At 68.5% G+C, this 24,249-nt stretch carries 26 protein-coding genes; 8 read left to right on the top strand and 18 right to left on the bottom strand.

The window, feature by feature from the left end; translation table 11 throughout:
• Positions 1 to 5: 5 nt before the first annotated feature.
• Genes ABZ195_RS02870 through ABZ195_RS02860 form a run of 3 tightly spaced genes read right to left on the bottom strand, consistent with a single transcriptional unit; the run spans position 6 to position 2,552 of the window.
• Positions 6 to 1,214, bottom strand: coding sequence for a crosslink repair DNA glycosylase YcaQ family protein (locus ABZ195_RS02870; protein ID WP_355214650.1), 1,209 nt, complete (start codon positions 1,212 to 1,214; stop codon positions 6 to 8).
• Positions 1,211 to 1,693, bottom strand: a complete 483-nt coding sequence (locus ABZ195_RS02865) for a dihydrofolate reductase (RefSeq protein WP_355214648.1) — start codon at positions 1,691 to 1,693, stop codon at positions 1,211 to 1,213. The genes ABZ195_RS02870 and ABZ195_RS02865 overlap by 4 nt, the downstream gene beginning before the upstream one ends.
• A gap of 28 nt (positions 1,694 to 1,721) precedes the next feature.
• Complete coding sequence (locus ABZ195_RS02860; protein ID WP_355214646.1) at positions 1,722 to 2,552, bottom strand: thymidylate synthase; 831 nt, start codon at positions 2,550 to 2,552, stop codon at positions 1,722 to 1,724.
• 42 nt (positions 2,553 to 2,594) lie between these two features.
• Between ABZ195_RS02860 and ABZ195_RS02855 the strand changes: the two genes are divergently transcribed.
• Both ABZ195_RS02855 and ABZ195_RS02850 read left to right on the top strand, forming a co-directional pair.
• The gene (locus ABZ195_RS02855; protein ID WP_355214645.1) at positions 2,595 to 3,335 is read left to right on the top strand and encodes a dienelactone hydrolase family protein; all 741 of its coding nucleotides are present in this window, start codon (positions 2,595 to 2,597) and stop codon (positions 3,333 to 3,335) included.
• Between the two features lie 55 nt (positions 3,336 to 3,390).
• Positions 3,391 to 4,305 (top strand): CoA ester lyase, encoded by a 915-nt coding sequence (locus tag ABZ195_RS02850; RefSeq protein ID WP_355214644.1) that lies wholly within the window; start codon positions 3,391 to 3,393, stop codon positions 4,303 to 4,305.
• Here the strand turns inward: ABZ195_RS02850 and ABZ195_RS02845 are convergent.
• The 5 genes from ABZ195_RS02845 to ABZ195_RS02825 all read right to left on the bottom strand — a co-directional run bounded on the left by ABZ195_RS02845 (position 4,296) and on the right by ABZ195_RS02825 (position 8,038).
• On the bottom strand, positions 4,296 to 4,748 hold the full coding sequence (locus ABZ195_RS02845) for a hypothetical protein (RefSeq protein ID WP_355214643.1): 453 nt from the start codon (positions 4,746 to 4,748) through the stop codon (positions 4,296 to 4,298). The genes ABZ195_RS02850 and ABZ195_RS02845 overlap by 10 nt on opposite strands.
• A gap of 79 nt (positions 4,749 to 4,827) precedes the next feature.
• Complete coding sequence (locus ABZ195_RS02840) at positions 4,828 to 5,238, bottom strand: NAD(P)H-dependent oxidoreductase (protein ID WP_355214943.1); 411 nt, start codon at positions 5,236 to 5,238, stop codon at positions 4,828 to 4,830.
• Positions 5,239 to 5,288: 50 nt separating this feature from the next.
• The gene (locus ABZ195_RS02835) at positions 5,289 to 5,708 is read right to left on the bottom strand and encodes a hypothetical protein (protein WP_355214941.1); all 420 of its coding nucleotides are present in this window, start codon (positions 5,706 to 5,708) and stop codon (positions 5,289 to 5,291) included.
• 91 nt (positions 5,709 to 5,799) lie between these two features.
• Positions 5,800 to 6,534: a 4-hydroxy-tetrahydrodipicolinate reductase gene (dapB, locus tag ABZ195_RS02830; protein ID WP_355214642.1), complete on the bottom strand. Its 735-nt coding sequence runs from the start codon at positions 6,532 to 6,534 to the stop codon at positions 5,800 to 5,802.
• A gap of 28 nt (positions 6,535 to 6,562) precedes the next feature.
• Positions 6,563 to 8,038: a PucR family transcriptional regulator gene (locus tag ABZ195_RS02825; RefSeq protein ID WP_355214641.1), complete on the bottom strand. Its 1,476-nt coding sequence runs from the start codon at positions 8,036 to 8,038 to the stop codon at positions 6,563 to 6,565.
• A gap of 160 nt (positions 8,039 to 8,198) precedes the next feature.
• Here ABZ195_RS02825 and ABZ195_RS02820 point away from each other — a divergent pair, with 160 nt between their 5' ends.
• Complete coding sequence (locus tag ABZ195_RS02820) at positions 8,199 to 9,617, top strand: cytosine permease (RefSeq protein WP_355214640.1); 1,419 nt, start codon at positions 8,199 to 8,201, stop codon at positions 9,615 to 9,617.
• Positions 9,614 to 10,561 (top strand): agmatinase, encoded by a 948-nt coding sequence (gene speB / locus ABZ195_RS02815; protein ID WP_355214638.1) that lies wholly within the window; start codon positions 9,614 to 9,616, stop codon positions 10,559 to 10,561. The genes ABZ195_RS02820 and speB overlap by 4 nt, the downstream gene beginning before the upstream one ends.
• Here the strand turns inward: speB and ABZ195_RS02810 are convergent.
• Both ABZ195_RS02810 and ABZ195_RS02805 read right to left on the bottom strand, forming a co-directional pair.
• Positions 10,525 to 11,487 (bottom strand): hypothetical protein, encoded by a 963-nt coding sequence (locus ABZ195_RS02810; protein ID WP_355214636.1) that lies wholly within the window; start codon positions 11,485 to 11,487, stop codon positions 10,525 to 10,527. The genes speB and ABZ195_RS02810 overlap by 37 nt on opposite strands.
• The gene (locus tag ABZ195_RS02805; protein WP_355214634.1) at positions 11,484 to 11,999 is read right to left on the bottom strand and encodes an Lrp/AsnC family transcriptional regulator; all 516 of its coding nucleotides are present in this window, start codon (positions 11,997 to 11,999) and stop codon (positions 11,484 to 11,486) included. The genes ABZ195_RS02810 and ABZ195_RS02805 overlap by 4 nt, the downstream gene beginning before the upstream one ends.
• A 94-nt stretch (positions 12,000 to 12,093) precedes the next feature.
• Here ABZ195_RS02805 and ald point away from each other — a divergent pair, with 94 nt between their 5' ends.
• The gene (ald, locus tag ABZ195_RS02800) at positions 12,094 to 13,209 is read left to right on the top strand and encodes an alanine dehydrogenase (RefSeq protein WP_355214633.1); all 1,116 of its coding nucleotides are present in this window, start codon (positions 12,094 to 12,096) and stop codon (positions 13,207 to 13,209) included.
• Positions 13,210 to 13,261: 52 nt separating this feature from the next.
• Positions 13,262 to 13,828 carry a DUF4334 domain-containing protein gene (locus ABZ195_RS02795; RefSeq protein WP_355214631.1) on the top strand — a complete coding sequence of 189 codons (567 nt, stop codon included), beginning with the start codon at positions 13,262 to 13,264 and terminating at the stop codon, positions 13,826 to 13,828.
• 7 nt (positions 13,829 to 13,835) lie between these two features.
• Here ABZ195_RS02795 and ABZ195_RS02790 read toward each other — a convergent pair whose 3' ends face one another.
• The 5 genes from ABZ195_RS02790 to ABZ195_RS02770 all read right to left on the bottom strand — a co-directional run bounded on the left by ABZ195_RS02790 (position 13,836) and on the right by ABZ195_RS02770 (position 19,614).
• Complete coding sequence (locus tag ABZ195_RS02790; protein ID WP_355214629.1) at positions 13,836 to 15,164, bottom strand: pitrilysin family protein; 1,329 nt, start codon at positions 15,162 to 15,164, stop codon at positions 13,836 to 13,838.
• Positions 15,148 to 17,421, bottom strand: coding sequence for a polyribonucleotide nucleotidyltransferase (locus ABZ195_RS02785; protein WP_355214627.1), 2,274 nt, complete (start codon positions 17,419 to 17,421; stop codon positions 15,148 to 15,150). The genes ABZ195_RS02790 and ABZ195_RS02785 overlap by 17 nt, the downstream gene beginning before the upstream one ends.
• Positions 17,422 to 17,755: 334 nt before the next feature.
• Positions 17,756 to 18,235 (bottom strand): hypothetical protein, encoded by a 480-nt coding sequence (locus ABZ195_RS02780; RefSeq protein WP_355214625.1) that lies wholly within the window; start codon positions 18,233 to 18,235, stop codon positions 17,756 to 17,758.
• 9 nt (positions 18,236 to 18,244) lie between these two features.
• Entirely contained in the window at positions 18,245 to 18,514 is a 270-nt protein-coding gene (rpsO, locus tag ABZ195_RS02775; RefSeq protein WP_140688001.1) for a 30S ribosomal protein S15, read from the bottom strand.
• Between the two features lie 116 nt (positions 18,515 to 18,630).
• Positions 18,631 to 19,614 carry a bifunctional riboflavin kinase/FAD synthetase gene (locus ABZ195_RS02770; protein WP_355214623.1) on the bottom strand — a complete coding sequence of 328 codons (984 nt, stop codon included), beginning with the start codon at positions 19,612 to 19,614 and terminating at the stop codon, positions 18,631 to 18,633.
• 82 nt (positions 19,615 to 19,696) lie between these two features.
• Here ABZ195_RS02770 and mntR point away from each other — a divergent pair, with 82 nt between their 5' ends.
• A complete protein-coding gene (mntR, locus tag ABZ195_RS02765) occupies positions 19,697 to 20,386 on the top strand; it encodes a manganese-binding transcriptional regulator MntR (RefSeq protein WP_355214622.1) in 690 nt (229 codons plus the stop codon).
• Between the two features lie 89 nt (positions 20,387 to 20,475).
• On the opposite strand, the gene ABZ195_RS02760 is transcribed toward mntR, so the two are convergent.
• Positions 20,476 to 21,327, bottom strand: coding sequence for a bacteriorhodopsin-like (locus ABZ195_RS02760; RefSeq protein ID WP_355214620.1), 852 nt, complete (start codon positions 21,325 to 21,327; stop codon positions 20,476 to 20,478).
• Between the two features lie 455 nt (positions 21,328 to 21,782).
• On the opposite strand from ABZ195_RS02760, the gene ABZ195_RS02755 reads away from it, so the two are divergent.
• Positions 21,783 to 22,757, top strand: coding sequence for a Brp/Blh family beta-carotene 15,15'-dioxygenase (locus ABZ195_RS02755; RefSeq protein WP_355214618.1), 975 nt, complete (start codon positions 21,783 to 21,785; stop codon positions 22,755 to 22,757).
• On the opposite strand, the gene truB is transcribed toward ABZ195_RS02755, so the two are convergent.
• Positions 22,735 to 23,622 (bottom strand): tRNA pseudouridine(55) synthase TruB, encoded by an 888-nt coding sequence (gene truB / locus ABZ195_RS02750; protein WP_355214616.1) that lies wholly within the window; start codon positions 23,620 to 23,622, stop codon positions 22,735 to 22,737. The two genes, ABZ195_RS02755 and truB, sit on opposite strands and share 23 nt — an antisense overlap.
• Complete coding sequence (locus ABZ195_RS02745) at positions 23,619 to 24,230, bottom strand: 4'-phosphopantetheinyl transferase (protein ID WP_355214940.1); 612 nt, start codon at positions 24,228 to 24,230, stop codon at positions 23,619 to 23,621. Before ABZ195_RS02745 ends, truB begins: the two co-directional genes overlap by 4 nt.
• Positions 24,231 to 24,249 lie beyond the last annotated feature (19 nt).

The following is a 24,249-nucleotide window of genomic DNA, read 5'->3' as shown; positions in this document are numbered from 1 at the left end:
GACCGTCAGCCACACGCTCGGCGCAGCTCGCCCACCAGGTCGCCGCGGTCCCCCACCACGACGTCGTCGAGCTCCAACCACGTCGCCATCGTGCGCAACTCACCGGCGAGCGCCTCGGCCACCCGACCTGGATCCTGACCGGGCTCCGCGAACGCGCCGACCGCGTTCAGCGCACCCCGGGCACGGTCGGCCTTGAGGTCCACCCGGCCCACCAGCTCCCCGTCGAGCATCAGCGGCCAGACGTAGTACCCGAACTGCCGCTTGGGCTCCGGAACGTAGATCTCGATGCGGTAGTGGAAGTCGAACAGCCGCTCGACGCGCGGCCGGAAGAAGATCAACGGGTCGAACGGGCACAGCAACGCCGTCCCCCGATTCGTCCGCGGCACGGTCTGACCCGCCCGCAGGTACGCCGGTGCAGTCCACCCCTGCACCTCGACGGGCTCCAGCTCCCCCTCGGCGACCAAGTCGGCGATCACCGGCTTGGCCTGACCCGCACCCAACCGAAAGTAATCCCGGATGTCGGTCTCGGTACCGACGCCGAGCGCCGTGGCCGACCGAAGCACCAACGCCCGCACCGCCTCGGCGTCGGGCACCTCACGCGCGAACACCTCCGGTGGCAACACCCGCTCGCTGAGGTCGTAGTGCCGGGCGAACCCCACCCGGGTCGCCGTCGTCAGCGTTCCCGACGCGAACAGCGCCTCGGCCACCCACTTGGTGTCGCTGCGGTCCCACCACGGGCCCTTGCGCCCACGCGGTTCGGCGGCGAGGTGCGCCTCGATCTGACCCGCGGTCGACGGACCGATCTCGGCGACCGCCGCGACGACGTCGGCGGCCAGTCTCCGGTTCTTGCGGACGATCTCCTTACCCCACCTGCCGTCGGCGTATTCGCGCATGCGCCAACGCAACAACGGCCAATCGTCGACCGCCATCAGGGCCGCCTCGTGGGCCCAGTACTCGACGAGAAGGCGCGGCGACCGAGCGGAATGACTCCAGGCCGCCCGCTCCAGGAGACCGCGGTCATACGGCCCGAGCCGACTGAAGATCGGCGCGTAGTGCGCCCGCACGGCCACCGACACCGAATCGAGTTGCAGTACCTGAATGCGGGACACCAGGCGCTTGAGGTGGGCACGCGTCACCGCCCCGGTGGGCTTGGGCTCGGTGAACCCCTGGGCAGCGACGGCGATTCGGCGCGCCTGCCCGCTCGTGAGCCTCATGCCCGTACGTAGCTGGAGAACCGGTAGCGCAGGCCCGAGGTACTGCTGAGCCACTCACCGTCAGTGCCTACCCAGCCCTCGTCGAGCACGGGTGCGACAGCGTCGTCGTCGTCGCGGGTCAGTTCGACGTCGACCTCGGTGACCTCGCAGCGGTCCGCACACGCCAGCGCGAGTGCGTAGATCTGCGCGCCGCCGATCACCCAGACGTCGCCGTCGCCGAGCGCTTCCTCCACGCTGCCGACGACCGTCGCCCCGTCGGCCTCGTAAGCGGCGTCCCGGCTGACGACGACGTTGTGGCGTCCTGGCAGCGGCCGCACCTTCGGCGGCAGGGACTCCCACGTCAGCCGACCCATCACGACGGTCTGGCCCAGGGTCAATTCCTTGAAGCGCGCCTGGTCCTCGGGCAGTCGCCACGGGATGCCGCCGTCGCGCCCGATGACGCCGGAGGTCGACTGCGCCCAGATGAGACCAACGCTCATGAACGACGCTCCGACCTGCAAGCAGTCCTCATACGGCGACGGGGGCCTTGATCCCCGGATGCGGATCGTAGTCGACCACCGCGATGTCGTCGTAGGTGTAGTCGAAGATCGAATCACGTGGAGCCAGAACGAGTTTCGGATATGGCCGGGGATCACGGGTCAGCTGCAGCCGGACTTGGTCGACGTGGTTGTCGTAGACGTGGCAGTCACCGCCGGTCCAGACGAACTCGCCCACGTCGAGACCGGACTGGGCGGCCATCATGTGGGTCAGCAGCGCGTAGCTGGCGATGTTGAACGGTACGCCGAGGAACAGATCCGCACTGCGCTGGTAGAGCTGACACGACAACCGTCCGTCGGCGACGTAGAACTGGAAGAACGCGTGACACGGCGGCAGCGCCATCTGCGGGATCTCGCCGACGTTCCAGGCCGAGACGATGTTGCGCCGCGAGTCCGGGTCGGCCCTGAGCAATTCGAGCGCTGCGCTGATCTGGTCGACGTGCTCACCAGAGGGCGTCGGCCAGGATCGCCACTGGACGCCGTACACCGGGCCCAGTTCACCTGTCGGACTTGCCCATTCGTCCCAGATCGTCACGCCGTGCTCCTGCAACCAGCGCACGTTGGAGTCACCGCGCAGGAACCACAGCAGCTCGTAGACGACGGACTTGAGGTGCACCTTCTTGGTGGTGATCAGCGGGAAGCCCTCGGCCAGGTCGTACCGGAGCTGATGCCCGAACAGGCTGCGGGTTCCGGTGCCCGTGCGATCCGACTTGGGCGTCCCGGTCTCCAGCACCAGTCGCAGCAGATCCTCGTACGGCGTCCGGAGGGCAGGAGCGGAGCGACCCGGGACATCAGACGGCACCTGGCCAGTTTACGGGCAGCGTCGGGGAGTACAACGGAGGCCATGCCCACCATTACCGACACCATCGAGACCGACGACGGAACGTGTTCGGTCACCCTGGCCACACCCGACGGCGACGGGCCGTGGCCGGGGGTCGTGATGTACCCCGACGCCGGCAGCCGACGCCCGGTCTTCGACGAGATGGCCCAGAAGCTGGCCGACTACGGCTACGCCGTGCTGGTCCCCGACGTGTACTACCGCCACGGCGACTACGCACCCTTCGACCTCAACACCGCCTTCAGCGACCCCGACGAACGCGCCCGGGTCATGTCGATGATGGGCAGCGTCACTCCCGACCGGATGGCGCAGGACGCGATCGCGTTCTTCGACTACCTCGAATCGCGGCCCGAGGTCACCGGCACGACGTTCGCCACCACCGGGTACTGCATGGGCGGACGCACGTCCCTCGTCGTCGCCGGGCGGGTCCCGCAGCGGGTGGCGGCGGCGATGTCCTTCCACGGCGGCGGTCTGGCATCCGACGATCCGGGCAGCCCGCACCTGCTGGCCGATCAGATCACCGCCGCGGTATACGTCGCCGGCGCAGAGAACGACGGCTCCTTCACCGCCGAGCAGGCGCAGACCCTCGAGAAGGCGCTCACGGCCGCGGGTGTCGAGCACACCATCGAGACCTATCCCGCCGCGCACGGATTCGCCGTCTCCGACCACGACGCGGTCTACGATCCCGACGCCGCCCAGCGGCACTGGGAGGCCATGAAGAGCTTCTTCGGCGCCAAGCTGGGCTGAGGTCGCCGACGGGGCCGTTTTGCCTAGTCGTCGCGCCGTAGGCGACCATTGACCCGTGTACGACCAAGCCTCCTCCGAAACCGATCCCTCCGACCCGGGATTTCGCATCGATCCGGTCCTGGCCAGGAGCTGGCTGCTGGTCAACGGAGCACAGGCCGACCGGTTCGCGCCGGCCGCGCACTCTCGCGCCGACATCGTCGTCCTCGACATCGAGGACGCCGTCGCACCGAAGGACAAGGATGCCGCGCGCGACAACGTGCACACCTGGCTGACCTCGGGGAACGACGATTGGGTGCGCATCAACGGCTTCGGCACCCGGTGGTGGGCCGACGATCTGGAGATGCTGGCCGGCACGTCGGTCGGCGGGGTGATGCTGGCGATGGTGGAATCCGTCGACCACGTCATCGAGACCGCCAAGCGGCTGCCGGACGTTCCGATCGTGGCGCTGGTCGAGACCGCCCGGGGTTTGGAGCGGATCACCGAGATCGCCGCGACCAAGGGCACGTTCCGGCTCGCCTTCGGCATCGGCGACTTCCGCCGCGACACCGGCTTCGGCGACAACCCGGCCACACTGGCCTACGCCCGGTCGCGCTTCACCATCGCCGCCAAGGCCGCCCATCTGCCCAGTGCCATCGACGGACCGACCATCGGGTCGAGCGCGCTCAAGCTGATCGAGGCCAGCGCCGTCTCCGTCGAGTTCGGCATGACCGGCAAGATCTGCCTGACACCGGACCAATGTCCCGCGGTGAACGAGGGACTGTCACCCTCCCAAGACGAAATCAGTTGGGCTAGAGAGTTCTTCGCCGAGTTTCAGCGCGACGGCGGGGAGATCCGCAACGGCTCGGACCTACCGCGCATCGCGCGGGCCACGAAGATCCTCGATCTCGCCAAGGCCTATGGCATCCACACCTCGGAGTACGGTGACGAACCCGATCACGCCCCGGCCCCGTCGGACACCTATCACTTCTGATCGCGGTGACGCCCAAATGACGCCAGCGCGCGGAAGATCCCGCGGGCGGCGTAGACGGCCGCGACCACCGACACCACGATCATCAGGACGAACATCACCAGCCAGTTGGTGCGGCTGTGGCTCACGTTCCACCACACGATGGTGAACAGCACCGCGCACACGAACACCACGATGTCGCGCCAGTTTCCCCGGTAGGACTGGGCGACCTCCAGCAGAGACCGGTTCTTGTCGACCGCGGCGATCAGGTCGTCGACCCGAAGGTCGATGACGCGTTGGAGTTCGGCTCGCCGCTCGGTCTGTTCGGGCGGCAGCCGTTCCAGCAGATCCATGTCCTGCTTGATCAAGCCCCTGACGTCGGGCCCCCGCAGATTGCCCGCGACGACCCCAAGCAGTGCGCCACCGGCGATCGGCGCCCCTGCGAGGGCGAAATCGGCGATCCCCATCTGCGGCCCCTTCGTCGTGGATGAGCGTGGCCGTCAGCGTAGACGTCGACGAGCGCAATGATGCATGAAACGCGTCCGGTCACGCGTCCGTCTCCATCAGCTGGGCGGCGACCGTGGCGCCGAGGTTCCAGCACGCCTGTAGGTGCGCCTTGGTCGGCCGGCCCGAAACCACGACGTACTCAGCAGCTTTCACCCAGCCGAGCCCGGTGGTGATGGTCGAGACACCTCGTTGGGCACCCTCGGTCCCCTCGTTGCCGTGCAGGTACAGGCCGAACGGCCGCCCCCGGGTGGTGTCGAGGCAGGGGTAGTAGCAGACGTCGAAGGCGTGCTTGAGAGCCCCGCTCATGTAGCCAAGGTTGGCGGGCGTGCCCAACACGTACCCGTCCGCGTCGAGCACGTCGGTCGGCGACACCGTCAGCGCGGCCCGACGCACCACGTCCACGCCCTCGATCTCCGGGGTGGTGGCCCCGGCGAGCACCGCCTCGAACATCTCCTGGGCGTGCGGCGACGGCGTGTGGTGAAGGATCAGTAGCGTCCTGCTCACCGCTCTTGCTCCTGCATGGCGACGGCCTTGCGCATCGTCTCCCTGGCGCGGCCGCGGTCACCGGCATAGTCGTAGGCGCGGGCCAGGCGGTACCACCGCACCCAGTCGTCGGGGTGTTCCTCGACCTCGGTGCGCACGCTGTCGAAGAGTTCGTCGGCGGCCGCGCGTTCGATGCGTCCCGACGGCCGCCGCGGCAACGCGTCGACGTCGAGTTCCATGCCCCTCTCCCTCGCGAGGCGGGCCAGGCGTTGATGCGCGAAACCGGCACGCAGCGTGGCGATCAGGGCCCACAGACCCACCACCGGCAGCAGGAAGATCGCAATGCCGAGACCGATCGCCGCGGGTCGACCGGACGCGACGAGGAGCACCCCGGCCCGGCCCAGCAACACGAAGTACACCAGCATCGCCAGGGACATGAAGCCGATGAGAACCTGGATGCGCAGCGCCCGCGAACCCTCGCCGGAGGCGGACTTCGTCACGATCGTCGGTTCCTCGCGCTAGCGCTCGTCACAATCCCATGAGGGGTTCGATCCCCACCGTCAGCCCCGGGTGGTCGGCGACGTTGCGTACGCCCAGCAGGACACCCGGCACGAACGACGTGCGGTCCAGGCTGTCGTGGCGGATCGTCAGCGTCTCCCCCATGGTGCCGAACAACACTTCCTGGTGGGCGACGAGTCCCGCGAGACGCACGGAGTGCACCCGCACCCCGTCGACGTCGGCGCCGCGGGCGCCGTCGATGCCGGTGCTGGTCGCATCCGGACTGGGCGCCATCCCCCGGCGGGCCTCGGCGATCATCCGCGCGGTGCGAGTCGCGGTGCCCGACGGAGCATCGGCCTTGTGCGGGTGGTGCAGTTCGACGACCTCGGCGGATTCGAAGAAGCGGGCGGCCTGCCGGGCGAACTCCATCGACAGCACGGCGCCGATCGCGAAGTTGGGTGCGACGAGCACCGAGACGCCGGGCGCGTCCTCGAGCCACGACCGCACCCGGGCCAACCGCTCGTCGGTGAATCCGGTGGTACCGACGACGGCGTGGATACCGGCGCCGACCAGGAACTCCAGGTTGTCCATCACCACGTCGGGGTGGGTGAAGTCGACGACGACCTCGGTCCGGTGGTCGGTGAGCAGGGTCAGCGGATCGCCGGCGTCGACGCCCACCGTGAAGGTCAGATCGTCGGCGGCCGCGACGGCGTCGACGATGGTGGCCCCGACCTTGCCCTTGGCACCCAGCACTCCCACACGCATGGGGGCAGCCTACTTCCCGACAGGGTCCTCAGCGGGGCAGGGCGGCCCTGGCCTTGAGCGCCAACCACAGCTCCATCCGGTCGTCACCGTCGTCGAGGCGCCGGCCCGTCAACGCGGCGATCCGGTCGACCCGATTGCGAACGGTGTTGCGGTGCAACGACAGTCGTTGTGCCGCCGGGTCCCAGGCGCCGTTGACACGCAGCCATTGGTCCAAGGTGCGCAGTAGTTCCAACCGGTCGCGGGGATCGAGGTGGTCCAACGGGGCCAGCACGGCGTCTGCGAACCCGCGCACCACCTCGGGCGGACCCAACGACAGCAGCAGCGACACCGTCTCCCCCTCGCTGGCGCTGACCACGCGGCCGAGCTGTTCGCTGATCGGCAACAGCGAGCGCGCCTGCATCGCCGAGACCGCCAGCGTCTCGGGTGCGGTGGCCGCACCGATGCCCGCGGGCCTCCCGTCGGCGTGGGTCGCGACCGCTTGGGCCAGCGTCGCCGGGTCGGAGTGCGCGACCTCCACCGTGGCGCCGTGCACCCGCACCAGGGCGCCGTCGAGGCCCAGGTGCACGCGGAACGCCAGCGCGTCCGGGTCCCCGGCCGAGATCACGGCGACCTGGTAGTGGCTGCCGGTCAAACCGATGCTCGCCGAGAGATGTTGGGCGCGTTCGGGTTTGATCCCGGGGCGCAGCAGCTGGGTCAGTACCTGCCCGCGTCGGCGCCACTCGGTCTGGTCGGAGAGGTTGCGCCGCTCGACGTCCAACGCGATCAGCGACACCAACACGGTCGAGGAATTGCGCGAGGTCGCATCCATGTCCGCCCCGAGCACCACGTAGGCCAGCGTGACGTCGGCCCCCACGCGGTGGACCTCCACGTCCCCGACCATCGCCCAACTCCCGCGTCCGGCCCGCGGGTCGAACGGGGCCCGGCAGGCCCGGTCGACGAAGTCGGGGTCGGCGCTCTCCGTCGCCGCCATCAGACGCCCCCGGCTGTCGCAGACCACGCACGGCGTGTCGCTGGCCGCCGACCACGCCGCCAGCAGCGCTGCCAACGGCGCCGCATCGGTGGCCACCGCCGTCAGCGTGCGGTTGATCTCCATCGCGGTCTGCAGGTCGTGGCGTTCCTGGGCGGCGATGGTCTCGAAGACCCACTTGGTGACGGCGATGAAGGGCGTCTCGTCGGGGACCACCAGCAGCGGCACGCCGACCTCCCCGGCGGCCCGCCGCAGCGCATCGGGGCAGTCTCGATAGGGCAGGCCGTGCCCCAACCCCAGGGCGACACCCGCGACGCCGGCCTGGTCGCACTCGGAGAGGTAGTCCCGGCACCGCGGCACGGTCATCGGCAACAGCAGGCCGACGGTCATGAGCAGTTCACCGCCGCGCAGCCAGTCGCGTGGGGACGTCAGTTCGGACACGTGCGCGGAGGTGACCTGGCGGTTGAGGCCGGTCGATCCGGCGACGACCTGGAGATTCAGGGTGGGATCGGTGACGACGTCGGCGACGGTGATCATCTCGCGAACCTCCGGGCCACGCGGCAATTGTGCAATTCGCCCAATCGTAATGGATGGATTGAACACTTCGGCCATGGCGCCGCGCCGGCGACTGGCGCAAGGTGACGTGCACCACCTTCGCCGTCAGGCGAAGACCGACACCAGACCTGCGGGAGACAGCATGTCCACCACGTCCGCGGCCGCCGACGGCCGCGCGGGTTCGATGATCGAGACCAGGTCCATCGACTACGTACCCGACGACGAACGCCACGGGAAGGTGTCCCACCAGGGCCCGTTCTGGTTCGTCGGCAACTTCCAGCCGTTCACCCTCGCCCTCGGGTTCGTCGGCCCCAGCCTCGGGCTGTCCCTGTCGTGGACCATCGTCGCGGGCCTGGCGGGCATCGCCTTCGGCACGCTGTTCATGGCATTCCACGCCACCCAGGGACCAGTGCTCGGCCTGCCACAGATGATTCAGTCCCGGGCCCAGTTCGGCTACCGCGGCGTGCTGCTGCCGCTGATCGGCACGCTGTTCACCTTCGTCGGCTTCAACGTGGTCGACGTGGTGATCATCAAATCAGGTCTCGAATCGATCTTCGGCTGGAACCCCGTCGTGGTGGCCGTGGTCATCACCGTCATCGCAGCACTGGTCGCGATCTTCGGACACGATCTGCTGCACAAGAGCTTTCGCGTGCTGTTCTGGGTCTCACTGCCGCTGTGGATCGTGTTGACCTGTGGCGTGTTGTTCGGCGGAGTGATCGGAACTGCCTCCAATCCGGGCGGTTTCACGTTCGTCGCGTTCCTGGTCCAGTTCAGCGTGGCGGCGTCCTACAACATCACCTACGCGCCGTACGTGTCCGACTACAGCCGCTATCTGCCACGAAACACCAAGCCGGCCGCGATCATCGGCTCGGTGTTCGTCGGCGCCGCCGCGTCGCCAGCCTGGCTCATCCCGCTCGGCGCCTGGATGGCCACCTACCTCGGCGCGAGCGACGCGTTGGCCGGCATCAACCAGACCGGCAACGACGTCTTCTCCTACCTGGGCAGCGTGCTGGCGGTCGTCTCGACCCTGGTGCTGGTGGCCACGATGGGACTCAACGCCTACAGCGGAATGCTCACCGTCGTCACGGGTCTGGACTCGCTGAGATCGGTGACGCCGACGCGCAACCTGCGCGTCGTGACCATCACCGTGTTGGCGGTGGCGTGGTTGGTGATGAGCCTGCTGCTGTCCGACGCGACCACGGCGCTCAACACGACGCTGCTGATCATGCTCTATCTGCTCGCCCCCTGGACCGCCGTCAACCTGACCGACTACTTCTTCGTCCGCCGCGGGCACTACGCAATCGCCGACCTGTTCACGCCCAACGGCATCTACGGTGCGTGGTCGTGGCGCGGGTTGGTCGCCTTCGGCGCCGGCGTGCTGGCCGAGATTCCCTTCGTCGACCTGCCGTTCTTCGTCGGCCCGGCCGCCGAGGCGCTCGGCGAGGTCGACATCGCCTTCATCGTCGGCCTCGTCGTCTCCGGTCTGGTCTACGTCGCCGTCACCCGATCGCTGGACGTGTCCGGCGAACTCGCCTCCGTCGACTCCAAGGAGATCTCGTGACAGACCGTCCCGTCGTCGGTCCCCCCGATGCCAGCCGCGTCCCCAGGTACACCGACCCGGCCACCTTCGCCCGCCTACCTCGCGCCGACCAGATCACCGATCCCGACGTGTGCATCGTCGGCATCCCGTTCGACAGCGGTGTGTCCTACCGGCCCGGCGCGCGCTTCGGCCCGGGCCACGTGCGGGCGGCCTCGAAGTTGTTGCGGCCCTACAACCCCGCCCTCGACGTCTCGCCATTCGCCAGCCAACAGGTCGCCGACTGCGGTGACATCGCCGTCAACCCGTTCGACATCGAGGACGCGATCACCACGATCGACTCCTCGATGACCGACCTGCGCAAGCACGGGTCGACGGTGCTCACCATCGGCGGCGACCACACCATCGCCCTGCCCATCCTGCGCTCGCTGGCGCGCGACCACGGACCGATCGCGGTGCTGCACTTCGACGCTCACCTCGACACCTGGGACACCTACTTCGGCGCCCCCTACACCCACGGCACGCCGTTCCGCCGGGCCAGCGAAGAGGGCCTGATCGACATGGAACGCTCCCAGCACATCGGCATCCGCGGCCCGCTCTACGGCAAGCAGGACCTCGAGGACGACGCCGTACTGGGATTCCAGGTGATCCGTTCCGACGACTACCAATTCGACGGGGTCAAGAGCATCGTCGACCGGATGCGGGCCCGCCTGGACGGCGGCCCGGTGTACGTCTCGGTCGACATCGACGTCCTCGACCCAGCTCACGCGCCGGGGACCGGGACCCCGGAGGCCGGCGGCATGACCTCGCGCGAACTGCTCAACACTCTGCGCGGACTGGTCGGGCTCAACGTGGTCGGCGCGGACATCGTCGAGGTGGCCCCGGCCTACGACCATGCCGAGATCACCGGCATCGCCGCTGCACACGTCGGCTACGAGCTGTTGTCGGTGCTCGCCGCCAACCGCTGACAGTCGGCCTCGGCGCCGGCGAGTTCGGTCTCCGCCGCGGCGGTCCGCCCGGCCACGTCCGCGGCGTCCCGCGTGGCTTGCTCCAACGCCTCGTCGGCGGCGTTCAGCGCCTGCTCGGCGGCGTCGACGGATTCGAGCAGCTTCTCGTACCGGCGGCGTGCGGTGGCGAGCGCCGCGGTGCGTTCGGACACCTGCTCGACCGCGGCGGCATTCGCCGCCTCGGCGGCCTCGAGGTCCGCCGCAGCCCTGGACCGGCGCTCCCGCGCTGCGGCGAGCTCCGCTCCGCGATCGGCCGGGGCCCCGCGCTTCGGCGGCGGCGGAGTGCGCTTGGTGGGCCCCACCGCGGTGACCGTGCCGAATTCGCCGAAGCCCGACCACCTCTCGGCCTTCGCGAGGCGGCCCAGCCGGCCCGCGACGTCGGGATCGGCGACGGCTGCCTGCAACGTGCCCACGACGTCGTCGCGCAGCGCGGCCGACGGGTGCAGCACGCCCGCAGCGGCGAATCCCGCGCGCACCAGCTCGTCGATCAGCCGGCGTTGCGCCGCCGACGCCTCGCGGATGCCGCTGCCGTTCATGGCCGCGTGCGCGGCACGCAGCCGGTTTCCGAGGTCGTCAAGCCTGCCCCTGGCGGTGGGGTCGGCCCGGACCAATGCGTTGACCACCCACGCGGCGGTCGTCGGTCGCCGTGACGCACCGATCACCTTGGCGCCGTCGACGTCGCCACGGGCCTTTGCCGCCGCCGCCAATTCCTTGCGCAATTCGGTGAACTCGGCCGGGTCGACGCCATAGAGCCGGTCGAGGTCACCGCCGGACCCCACCCCCGGGTCGCTCCGCTCCTGCCCGCCGGACCCAATCCCCGGGTCGCTCCGCTCCTGCCCGCCGGACCCAATCCCCGGGTCGCTCCGCTCCTGCCCGCCGGACCTCACAGCGGCGAAGCTCCGCGAAGGTGCTCGAAGATCAGCGACGTCTGGGTGCCGGCCACGTCGGCGTCGGAGTTGAGGTTCTCCACGACGAACGAGCGGAGGTCGTCGGTGTCGCGCGCCGCCACGTGTAGCAGGAAGTCGTCGGCGCCGGCGAGGAAGTAGACGTCCATCACCTGCGGCCGGGTGCGGATGTTCTGGATGAAGCTGCCTATCTTGCCGCGGGCGCTGGCCTGCAGGCTGACCGAGATCATCGCCTGCATCGGCAGTCCTATCGACGACGGGTCGATGTCAGCGTGAAATCCGCGGATGACGCCGATGTCCTGCAGGCGCCGCACCCGCCCGTGACACGTCGACGGCGCGATCCCGACCAGGTCGGCCAGGGCGGTGTTCGACATCCTCGCGTCACGGTGCAGAGCGGTCAGCAGGCGACGATCGGTGGCATCCAGATCCGCGCCGCGAACATTCTTCGGCGGCTCCGGCGTTGCGCCGACGATTTTCGAAGATCGTTCTGACATGAAGCGACTTTATCGAATCTATCTCGATCCCGTTGCCATCGAATCGCACGTTCTTCACAATTCAACCCAAGAGATGTCGACTGAAGGAGCTGTCATGCGCGTCGGAGTCCCGACCGAGATCAAGAACAACGAGTACCGGGTGGCGATCACCCCGGCCGGCGTGGCCGAACTGACCCGCCGCGGCCATGACGTGCTCGTTCAGACCGGCGCCGGCGACGGCTCGGCCATCTCCGACACCGACTTCAAGGCTGCCGGCGCGCAGATCGTCGACGGTGCCGAGCAGGTCTGGGCCGAGGCCGACCTGCTGCTCAAGGTCAAGGAGCCCATCGAGGCCGAATACGGCCGGATGCGCAAGGGGCAGACGCTGTTCACCTACCTGCACCTCGCGGCGTCGCGGCCCTGCACCGACGCGCTGATGGCGTCGGGCACCACGTCGATCGCCTACGAGACGGTGCAGACCGGTGACGGCGCACTGCCGCTGCTGGCACCGATGAGCGAGGTCGCCGGTCGGCTGTCGGCCCAGGTCGGCGCGTATCACCTCATGCGCACCCAGGGCGGCCGCGGCGTTCTGATGGGCGGCGTTCCCGGCGTCGCCCCGGCCAAGGTCGTCGTGATCGGCGGCGGCATGGCGGGCGACAACGCCGCTGCCGTGGCGTGGGGCATGGGTGCGCACGTCACCGTGTTCGACCTCAACGTCAACACGCTGCGCAAGATCGACGCGGAGTACGGCGGCGCCATCGAGACCCGCTACTCCTCGGCGCTCGAACTCGAGGAGGCCGTCAAGCAGGCCGACCTCGTCATCGGCGCCGTGCTCGTCCCCGGGGCCAAGGCGCCCAAGCTGGTCACCAACTCGACCGTGGCCGGCATGAAGTCGGGTGCCGTGCTGGTCGACATCGCCATCGACCAGGGTGGGTGCTTCGAGGACTCCCGTCCGACGACGCACGACGACCCCACGTTCGCCGTCCACGACACGGTGTTCTATTGCGTCGCCAACATGCCCGGAGCCGTGCCGCGGACGTCGACGTTCGCGTTGACGAATGCGACCATGCCGTACGTGGTCAAGCTCGCCGACAAGGGCTGGAAGGCCGCCTGCGCCGCCGATTCAGCTCTGGCCAAGGGGCTTTCGACCCACGAGGGCGCACTGGTCTCCGAGCAGGTCGCCGCCGACCTCGGTCTGCCGTTCACCGATCCGGCGGGGCTGCTGGTCTAGCCGCCCGATTGGGCGGTCGTCGAACTTGACACCTGTCAAGTACGCTGTGGGCATGCTGCTGACCGACGTTCTGCCCGACGCACCCGCGACGGCCTCCGAGGCACTGACGATCTTCGACGCCGCGCCCGCCGCCGACCCGGACTTCATGATCGGTACCTGGCGCGGCGCCGAACTGCCGACCAACCACCCCCTCGACGGCCTGCTGGCGGCCAGCGGATGGTGGGGCAAGCAGTTCGTCGACGCCGAGACCGTCCACCCCCTGCTGTTCCCGACCGCCGACGGCTCGGCGCTGTGGGCTCTCAACCCCGCGCTGGCCTTCGGCGGCCTCGGCGTAGTCACCCGCATCCCCGGGCTCAAGGGTCTCGACTTCTCCGGTCCGATCGCCAAGCTCAAGCCCGTCCTCGGCACCACCGCACCCAAGGCGCGGTTGCGTACGACGCGCTATCGCGGGGTCGAGGCGGCCACCATGGTCTACGACCAGTTGCCCATCAACGACGTGTTCCGGGTGCTCGACGACACGCCTGGATCGCAGACCGTGCTCGGAGCCATGGATTTGCGCGGCTCGTCGCGCCCGTACTTCTTCGTGCTCCGGCGCGACGACTCGCTGCCGGTACGCTAAGCCGCCGTCAGCCGGCGATCGACCGAAGGGCGCGGGGCAGAGACCTCTTGGACCGGTGCGGCCCGAGCACGGCGGCACCGTAGGGACGGCTCAACAACTGCTTCGCCACGGTGTTGACCTCCTCGAGACTTACCGCGTCGATCATGGCCAGCGTCTCGTCGATACTGCGGTGTTTGCCAAAATTCAATTCGCTGCGGCCAATTCGGTGCATGCGTGATCCCGAGTCCTCTAGTCCCAGCACCAGGCCGCCACGCAGCGAGCCCTTGGCGATCCGGCACTCGGCCTCGGTGATGCCGTCGCGGGCCACCTCGGCCAGCACGTCGGCGGCGACTTGGGTGACCTCGTCGAACCGTTCCGGCAGGCACGCGGCGTACACCGACAGCGCTCCCGAGTCCGAGAACGTGTCGATGCTGGAGTAGACCGAGTAGGCCAGCCCGCGAGTTTCCCGAATCTGTTGGAACAGACGCGAACTCAGGCCGCCACCGAGGGCACTGTTGAGCACCGAGAGCGCCCAGCGATGGTTCCAGTGCCGGCCGGGTGTCCGCACGCCGAGGAACACGTGCGTCTGCTCGCCGTCGCGGTTGACCAGTTCCACGCTCGGCCGCCCGGGCACCCGGCCGGTGCCCTTGCGGGGCGCGACGGGTTCACGACCGTCGAGTAGCCGCGGACCGAAGTGTTCGCGCACCAGCGCGACGACCTCGTCGTGGTCGACGTTTCCGGCGACCGCGACGACCATGCGCTCCGGCGTATAGCGCCGGACGTGGAACGAATGCAGTTGCGTGCGAGTCATCGTAGAGATCGACTCCACGCTGCCGATCACCGGACGGCCGACCGGATGGTGGCCGAACATCGCCGAGAGGAAGACGTCGCCGAGGGTGTCCTCGGGATCGTCGTCGCGCATGGCGATCTCCTCGAGCACGACGTCGCGCTCGACCTCCACGTCCTCGGCGGCGCACCGACCCCGCAGCACCACGTCGGCCACCAGGTCGACGGCCAACTCGAGGTCGGTGTCGAGCACGTGGGCGTAGTAGCACGTGTGCTCACGCGAGGTGAACGCGTTCAGCTCACCACCGACGGCGTCGACCGCCTGGGCGATCTGCACCGCCGACCGCGTCGGAGTCGACTTGAACAGGAGGTGTTCGAGGAAGTGGGCGGCCCCGGCCACGCTTTGACCCTCGTCGCGCGAACCGACGCCCACCCACACCCCCACGGACGCCGAGCGCACCGACGGGACGAACTCCGTGACTACCCGGAGCCCGCCCGGCAGTGTGCTGCGGCGGACGTGGTTGCTGACAGGTGCGGACGTGTGGTGCGACGAGTCAGTTGATCGTGGCATCGGCGGGTTCGGCACCCGTGTCCGTCGCGACGTCCGACGGGGCGTCGGTCGGCTCCGCTGCACCTTCCTCGGCCACCAGAACCAAGGAGATCTTCCCGCGGTTGTCGATGTCGGCGATCTCGACGCGCAACTTGTCGCCGACCTTGACCACGTCCTCGACCTTGTTGATCCGCTTGCCGCGGCCCAACTTCGAGATGTGGACCAGGCCGTCACGACCGGGCAGCAGCGAGACGAACGCACCGAAGTCGGTCGTCTTGACCACGGTTCCGAGGAACCGCTCGCCGATCTTGGGCAGCTGCGGGTTGGCGATGGCGTTGATCAGGTCGATCGCCGCCTGCGCCGCTTCGCCGTTGGAGGCGCCGACGAACACGGTGCCGTCGTCCTCGATCGAGATCGACGCACCGGTCTGCTCGGTGATCGAGTTGATCATCTTGCCCTTGGGCCCGATGACCTCGCCGATCTTGTCGATCGGCACCTTGATCGTGGTGATGCGCGGCGCGTAGAGGCTCATCTCGTCGGGCTCGTCGATGGCCTCGGCCATGACCTCGAGAATGGTGATGCGCGCGTCCTTGGCCTGGGCCAGCGCACCCGCGAGCACCTTGGACGGAATGCCGTCGAGCTTGGTGTCGAGCTGCAGGGCGGTGACGAAGTCCTTGGTGCCGGCGCACTTGAAGTCCATGTCGCCGAAGGCATCCTCGGCGCCCAGGATGTCGGTCAGGGTGACGAAGCGACGCTCGGTCTTTCCGTCCACCTCGACGTCGTCGGACACCAGACCCATCGCGATGCCCGCAACCGGTGCCTTCAACGGCACACCGGCGTTCAGCAGCGACAGCGTCGAGGCACACACCGAGCCCATCGAGGTGGAACCGTTGGAGCTCAACGCCTCCGAGACCTGACGGATGGCGTACGGGAACTCCTCGATGCTCGGCAGCACCGGCATCAGGGCGCGCTCGGCGAGCGCTCCGTGGCCGATCTCGCGACGCTTGGGCGAACCCACGCGACCGGTCTCACCGGTCGAGAACGGCGGGAAGTTGTAGTGGTGCATGTAGCGCTTGGACGTCTCCGGTCCCAGCGAGTCGATCTGCTGGGCCATCTTGACCATGTCGAGCGTGGTGACGCCCATGATCTGGGTCTCGCCACGCTCGAACAGCGCGCTACCGTGCGCACGCGGGATGACGGCCACCTCGGCCGACAGCGCGCGGATGTCGGTGATGCCGCGGCCGTCGATGCGGAAGTGATCGGTCAGGATGCGCTGGCGGACCAGCTTCTTGGTCAGCGACCGGAACGCCGCACCGATCTCCTTCTCACGACCGGCGTAGGTCTCGCCGAGACGCTCGAGCACCTCGCCCTTGATCTGGTCGGTGCGCTCGTCGCGCTCTTCCTTGCCCGCGATGGTGAGCGCCTTGGCCAGCTCGGCGGTGGCCACCGAGGACACCGCGTAGAACACGTCGTCCTGGTAGTCGGGGAACACCGGGTAGTCGGCGGTGGGCTTCGCAGCGGACTCGGCCAGCTCCTGCTGGGCGTTGCACAGCGCGGCGATGAACGGCTTGGCGGCCTCCAGGCCCTCGGCCACGACGGCCTCGGTAGGCGCACCTGCGCCCGCGGCGATCAGCTCGATGACCTTGTCGGTGGCCTCGGCCTCGACCATCATGATCGCAACATCGTCACCGGCCTTACGACCCGCGACGACCATGTCGAAGACCGCACCCTCGAGCTGCTCGACCGTCGGGAAGGCGACCCACTGGCCGTCGATCAGCGCGACGCGGACGCCGCCGACGGGGCCCGAGAACGGGATGCCCGAGATCTGCGTGGACGCCGACGCGGCGTTGATCGCCAGCACGTCGTACAGGTCCTTGGGATCCAGGCTCAGAATCGTGACGACGACCTGGATCTCGTTGCGCAGGCCGGAGATGAACGTCGGCCGCAGCGGCCGGTCGATCAGGCGGCAGGTCAGGATCGCATCGGTGGAGGGACGACCCTCACGGCGAAAGAACGAACCGGGGATGCGGCCCGCGGCGTACATGCGCTCTTCGACGTCGATGGTCAACGGGAAGAAGTCGAAGTGGTCCTTGGGCTGCTTGCTGGCCGTGGTGGCGCTCAGCAGCATGGTCTCGTCGTCCAGGTAGGCGACGACCGAGCCGGCGGCCTGCTTGGCCAGCCGGCCGGTCTCGAAGCGAATGGTGCGGGTGCCGAAGCTCCCGTTGTCGATCACGGCGGTCGATTCGAATACGCCGTCTTCGATTTCAGTTGCAGACATACGTGTGTCAGGCCTCTTTGGTTCTCGTGTGGTGCCCAGTGGCACCCCTTTTTCGAGCGCCACGCAGGAGAACCCGGGAAATGCCGACGGCCGTCGATCGAAGCGGTCGGAGCCTCCCCGGTGTGGGGGGCTCCGGCAGCCACTACCGAAGACCGCCCATTCGAAGACGGATCCTGCCGGTGACGCACTGGAACGGTGCCCGCGGATATGCGCGAACCGCACCGACGTTAGAGCCAGAACAGGCTCAAAACACGTTCATGTTACACCGGGGCAACCTCGGAACCCGCCGGTGGGCGTCCCGCGTCACCCTCACCGCGTCCCCGAGCGGGGCCGGTTACGACACGTCCTCCACGCACACCGTGAACCGGCGCTCGCCGTAGGCATAACCGGTGCCGGTCGCGCACTGGTCGACGTTGGCGACGTTGCGCATGATCTGGGTGGCTCGCTGGCGATTCGACGCCGACCGGTCACGGCAGTCGACGCGGACCGGGTCATGGGAGTTCTCGGGGTCGACGCTCATGCAACCGCCGACCACCCAGTCGACGTCCAGGCAGATGGTCGAACCAGATCCACTGAACGAACTGCGCGTCGAATAGTAGGTGTCGACGTCGCCGGGGCAGTCGTCGGAGTCCTGCACCACGTCGACGACGCGGAAGTTCGATTCCGAACTGCCGCACTGAACTCGAGCGGTCTCCGGCCGGTCGGGCGGACCGCCAACCTGAAGACAGTCACCGGCCCGGACGTCGGCTTCCGCCGCCGACGAACACCCCGCCAGGGCCATCGCCACGACGACGACCGCAGGCAGGGCCTTCATGGAAGGGGACTAGCGGCGCAGACCCAGGCGCTCGATCAGGGAGCGGTACCGCGCCACGTCGACCTGCGCGATGTACTTGAGCAGACGGCGACGACGACCCACGAGCAGCAGCAGACCGCGACGCGAGTGGTGGTCGTGCTTGTGCATCTTGAGGTGCTCGGTCAGATCGGAGATGCGCTTGGTCAGCATGGCGATCTGGGCTTCCGGAGAACCGGTGTCGGTCTCGTGCAGGCCGTACTGGCCGAGGATTTCCTTCTTCTGCTCTGTGGTGAGCGACATTAGACAAACTCCATCCATGGGTTCGCGAGTTACAACTGAGGCGAGGCCGCCGCGAACTGCAGCACACGCTGGGTCGCCCGGGAGTCTAACAGCGACTCGGGGCGTGAACCGAATCCTCAGGACTGGGCGAGCACCGTCCGGGCCCGCTTGGTGTCGCGGTCCATCGCGACCACGAGGTCGTCGACCGAGCCGAACTTCTCCTGCCCACGGAGCCGCGAGACGAAGTCGACCGCGACGTGCTGGCCGTAGAGATCGGCCTCGGTGTCCAGGACGAAGGCCTCGACGGTCCGGGTGCGACCGGAGAAGGTGGGGTTGGTGCCCACCGACACCGCGGCCTGATACCGCTCACCCGGGGTGACGGTGCCCATCACGGGACCGTGCCCGAGCACGGTGAACCAGGCCGCGTAGACGCCGTCGGCGGGAATGGCCGAGTACATCGGCGGGGCGACGTTGGCGGTCGGGTACCCCAGGCCTCGGCCACGGCCGTCGCCGCGAACCACGACGCCCTCGACGCGGTGCGGCCGGCCCAACGCCTCCGCCGCCGCGACGACGTCCCCGGCGTCGACGCAGGACCGGATGTAGGTCGAGGAGAAGGTGACGGTCTCGTCGCGGGCGGTGCCCGACGCCTCGGCGACCAGGGACATGCCCTCCACCGCGAACCCGGCCCGTTCGCCGGCCTTGCGCAGCATGTTCACGTTGCCGCCGGCCTTCTTGCCGAAGGTGAAGTTCTCCCCCACGACGACTTCGACCACGTGCAACCGCTCGACGAGCAGTTCGTGGATGTAGCGCTCCGGGGTGAGCTTCATGAAGTCCGAGGTGAACGGCATGACGAGGAAGACGTCGACGCCCATCTCCTCGACGAGTTCGGCACGCCGCGTCAGCGTGGTGAGCTGAGCGGGGTGGTTGCCGGGGAACACGACTTCCATGGGGTGCGGGTCGAAGGTCATCAGCACCGTCGGCACGTCCCGGGAGCGGCCCGCCTTGACCGCGTGGTTGATCAGTTCGGCGTGACCGCGATGGACACCGTCGAACACACCGATCGTGAGGACGCACCTGCCCCAGTCCGTGGGGATCTCGTCTTGGCCCCGCCAGCGCTGCACGACGGCAAGCCTACGACGCCCCCGCCCGGCTGGCACCGTCAGATGCCCGGACGGGCGGCGGATTGCCTAAACTTCTCTGATTATGAGCGCCGAGGACACCGCACGCGACTTGTCATCGGTTGCCGAGGACTACCTGAAGGTGATCTGGACCGCCCAGGAATGGTCCGTCGACAAGGTCAGCACCAAGATGCTGGCCGAGCGCATCGGGGTGTCGGCCAGCACGGCCTCGGAATCCATTCGCAAGCTCGCCGACCAAGGTCTGGTCGACCACGAGAAGTACGGTGCGGTGACGCTCACCGACGCCGGCCGTCTCGCCGCACTCGCCATGGTGCGCCGCCACCGGTTGATGGAGACGTTCCTGGTGCGCGAGCTCGGATACGGCTGGGACGAGGTTCACGACGAGGCCGAGGTGCTCGAGCACGCCGTGTCCGACCGCATGCTGGACCGCATCGACGCCAAGCTCGGCTTCCCCACCCGTGACCCGCACGGTGACCCGATTCCCGCCCGCGACGGTCGGGTGCCGACCCCCGCCGCCCGCCAGCTGTCGATGTGTCACGACGGTGACACGGCCACCGTGGCCCGCATCTCCGACGCCGACCCGGAGATGCTGCGTTACTTCTCCGACGTCGGCATCACCTTGGATTCGCAGCTGACGGTGCTGGCGCGACGAGACTTCGCCGGGATGATCTCCGTCGGCGTGACGACGCCCGGTGCGGCCGAGACCACCGTCGACCTGGGAAATCCTGCGGCAGAAGCAATCTGGGTGGTCTGACCGAACGAGCAACGCTCGGCCGCAGAGCCAGCCGAGGCCAACTCTGCGGCCGTCCACCGTTGGCGGACAACGCGTTACACGTCTTGCGACTACCGCCCGGCGGTCGCGGGCGTCGACGGCGGCTCGACCCGTTCGACGACGGCTTCCTCGTCCGACCCCTCCAGTGAGCCGAACCCCGGGTCGTCGGCGAAGGACTTGAGCCGGGCGATCCGGAAGACGAGCAGACCGTAGAGCGCCTTGGCCAGGATGTCGGCGATCGAGTAGCCGGCCTGCTTGCCCACCCAGGCGTCGGCACCGTCGAAGCCCAGCAACGGAATCAGGTAGGCGATGGGGTAGACACCCCACGTCGCGAACAGCAGGATCCTCATCCGGCTCACGGTTTGGCGCACCGCCGGTGGCTGACGATCCAGCGAGCGGGTCAACTCCACGAACAGCACGTACAGGATGTAGAGGAACGGGATGGTCGACAGCAGCCCGAAGACGTTGCGCGTCAGGTTGTCTCCGCTGATCTCACCGGGATAGCCCAGGGCGATCATCAGAGCCGAAGCGGGGATCAGTCGCAACAGCAACGAGGTTTGAAGCTTCCTGGCCAGTGCCAGCACCACGACGAGTTCGAGCAGAAGCAACGGCACGGTCAGAAACCAGTCCACGTAGCGGTAGCCCTCGTTGAACTCCGCGCCCGGCGCCTGGGTGTAGATCCCGCGGCCGCCGACCGAGTCGGTGACGAAGGCCGCCTTGAAGGAGTCGAAGATACGGAAGTAGTGGTAGGCCGCGATCCCGCAGACGATGGCGGCGACGACCAGCGCCTGCCGGTACCGCGGAAGTACTCGAGGCTGGACCACGAGCAGGTAGATCGAGGTGAACAGCTGCGCCGCGATCACCAGCGACAGCAGGTTGTAGACCGTGTTGAACTGACCCTGGGTCAATTGTTCGGGAATCATTGCACTCCTTTTGTGGCACTACGACTTTCGCGCACGGCGAATTCGACGCAGAGGGGCGATGCACGTGGGGCAGGGTGGACGCAGCGAGTCGGCGAATAGCGGTCGTTGGCTCGATGAGCCGTCGTGTTCGAGCGACCTCGTCCGACGTCGGGAGCAGCCCCGGTCAATTCCACTGTTGGTCCGGATCCTTTGTCGCCGCGGCTTCGTGGCGACCGGAGGAAGTGGCTGTGACCCGACATTCGTGACGTTACACCTGCGACAATTAGGACTGTCATTACGCAATGGTGACGCATGGCGGGGGACGTCACATTTGACGGCCATTTCATGTTCCGGCGTCAAATCGATTGGCATGGTCCCACTTTGGCCATATGCGGTGAAGGAACGAGAGCGTAGAGTCGCGCTGTGCTCCCGCCACGCCGCACCGGCATCCTGGTCGACGCCCCCTCGCGGCTCCGGTGACCGCGACGGCGGGGCTGACGACCCGGACGTCGCCGCCGCCGCATGCCCTCGACCGGTGGGCGACGCTACTGAGCCTGACCGCGGTCGCCGCGATCGTCGGATGGGCGTGCGTCGACCGCAGCGGCCTGGAGACGGTCGCCCCGGCCGTCGCCGCCGCAGGCATCGTCGCCGGAGTGCCGCACGGCGCGATGGATCATCTGGTGCCGGGGCTGACGTCGCGGCGCTGGCAGGCGCCCGCCCGGATGGCGCTCGTCGCCGGGGTGTACGTCGTCATCGCCGCGGTGGCGAGCGTGGGGACGCTGTTGGCCCCCAGCTTCGGATTCGCCACGTTCCTCGTGGTGTCGGCGTGGCACTTCGGGTGGGCGGAGACGACCTACGTGGCAGAACGCCACGACCGCCCCGTGCCCCGGTTGCGCGAGGGCTGGTGGGATGCCGTCACCCACGGCGTGGTCGTGGTGGCGTTGCCGCTCTGGTCGGTCGACGGTCGATCCGCCATGAAGCCGCTCCTGCCCCAGCTGGTCGACTGGGTGAACGCGATTCCCGCACAGGCGGTTACGGTCGCCGTCGTCTCGATGTGCACCGTCTCCACGCTTCGCCAACTCTGGCGGCGACACGTTCTCGAGGCGGTGGAGTCGGTCGCCCTGCTGACGTTGTTCCTCACCGTGCCCGTGTTCGCGGCATTCGGGGTGTACTTCGGCCTCTGGCACGCCCTCCGACACACGACCAGACTGATGGACGCCCTCGCTCCCGGTCAGCCAATTCGACTGCAGGCCAGGTCGTTCGCCCGTTCGGCGGCCCTGCCCACCGCAGCGGCGCTGATCGTGCTCGCCATCCTCTTCGCCTACCGATCCGACGTCGGCGTGGTGATGACCGGGGTGTCGGTCCTACTCGCCCTCACCTTCCCGCACGTCGTCGTGGTCGCATGGCTCGACCACGACCGCCGGGTGTCTAGAGCGTCGACGGACGGATGACGACGACCGACGTCGTCCGAGCACCGTCGTCGGACAGCAGCGCGATCACCCGACCGTCGGCGGCCGTTGCGGCGTACACGCCGTCGATGCCGGCCGGCGCCAACGCGCGGCCGTTGGACGCGGCGTCGACTTCCTCGTCGCTCAGCTCACGGCGCGCGAACCCCAGCAGGCAGGCCTCGTCGAGCGAGTAGCTCAGCTGCGGCGCGTCGGCGAGCTGGTCGAGGGTGCGCGCCTCCTGCAGCCCGTAGCGGCCCACCTTGGTCCGGCGCAACGTGGTGAGGTGCCCGCCGACGCCGATCCTCGCTCCGACGTCGCGTGCCAACGCCCTAACGTAGGTGCCCGACGAACAGTCGACCTCCACGTCGACGTCGACGAAGGACTCGACCCGACGCACCGCGACGACCTCGAAGCGTGAGATACGCACCCGGCGGGCGGCCAACTCGACCACCTTGCCCTCGCGCGCCAGCTTGTAGGCCCGCTGCCCGTCGACCTTGATGGCGCTGACCGCCGACGGGATCTGGTCGACCTCGCCACGGAGGGTGGCGACCGCCGCCTCGACCTCGGCGTCGGTGACGTGCCGGGCCGAGACCGTCTGCAGGACTTCGCCTTCGGCGTCCTCGGTGGAGGTGGTCCGACCCAGCCGGATGGTGGCGGCGTAGGACTTGTCGGTCGCGGTCAGCAACCCGAGGATCTTGGTGGCGCGTTCGATGCCCACCACCAGCACGCCGGTGGCCATCGGATCCAACGTGCCGGCGTGTCCGACCTTGCGGGTGCCGAAGACCCGGCGACAACGGCCGACCACGTCGTGGCTGGTCATCCCGGCGGGTTTGTCGACGATCACCAGACCGGGGCGGGGAGGGCTCACAGCACGATCGCCGTCAGCACCAGCCCGCCGTCGACCGACCAGCGTCCCGACAGCGAAGTCAGCGGCGGCCCCGACTCGGCCCGGGGGTCGACCAGGATCTCCGAGGTGAAGGTGCCGGTGGCACCGGATCCGTCGACGGTGAAGGTGATGCGCGCGTCCTCGAAGCCCAGCCACCGATGCGTCATCGGGAACCACGCCTTGTAGGTTGCCTCCTTGGCGCAGAACAGGATCCGGTCCCAATGCGCGCCGCCGGGCAGCGTCCCCATCTCGGCGCGCTCGGCGGGCAGGCTGATCGCGTCGAGCACGCCCTTCGGCAGCACCGCGTGCGGTTCGGCGTCGATGCCGACGGAACGCACCTCGCCGGCCCGTCCCACCACCGCGCCCCGGAAACCCTCGCAGTGCGTCAGGCTGCCGACCACCCCGTCGGGCCAGCACGGTTCGCCCTTGTCGCCCTTGAGGATCGGCACCGGGGGCAACCCCAGCTCGGCGAGCGCCTGACGGGCGCAGTGGCGCACCGTGACGAACTCGTTGCGCCGCTTGGCCACCGAACGCGCGATCAGCGGCTCCTCCTCGGGGAGCGGCACAAGGTCGACGGGGTCGGCGTACATCTCGGCCGACGCGATCACG

The sequence above is a fragment of the Mycobacterium sp. NPDC006124 genome, assembly GCF_040614235.1.
Lineage (GTDB): Bacteria > Actinomycetota > Actinomycetes > Mycobacteriales > Mycobacteriaceae > Mycobacterium.
The sequence above is the reverse complement of the archived record's forward strand: the minus strand, read 5'-3'. Positions and strand labels throughout refer to the sequence as shown.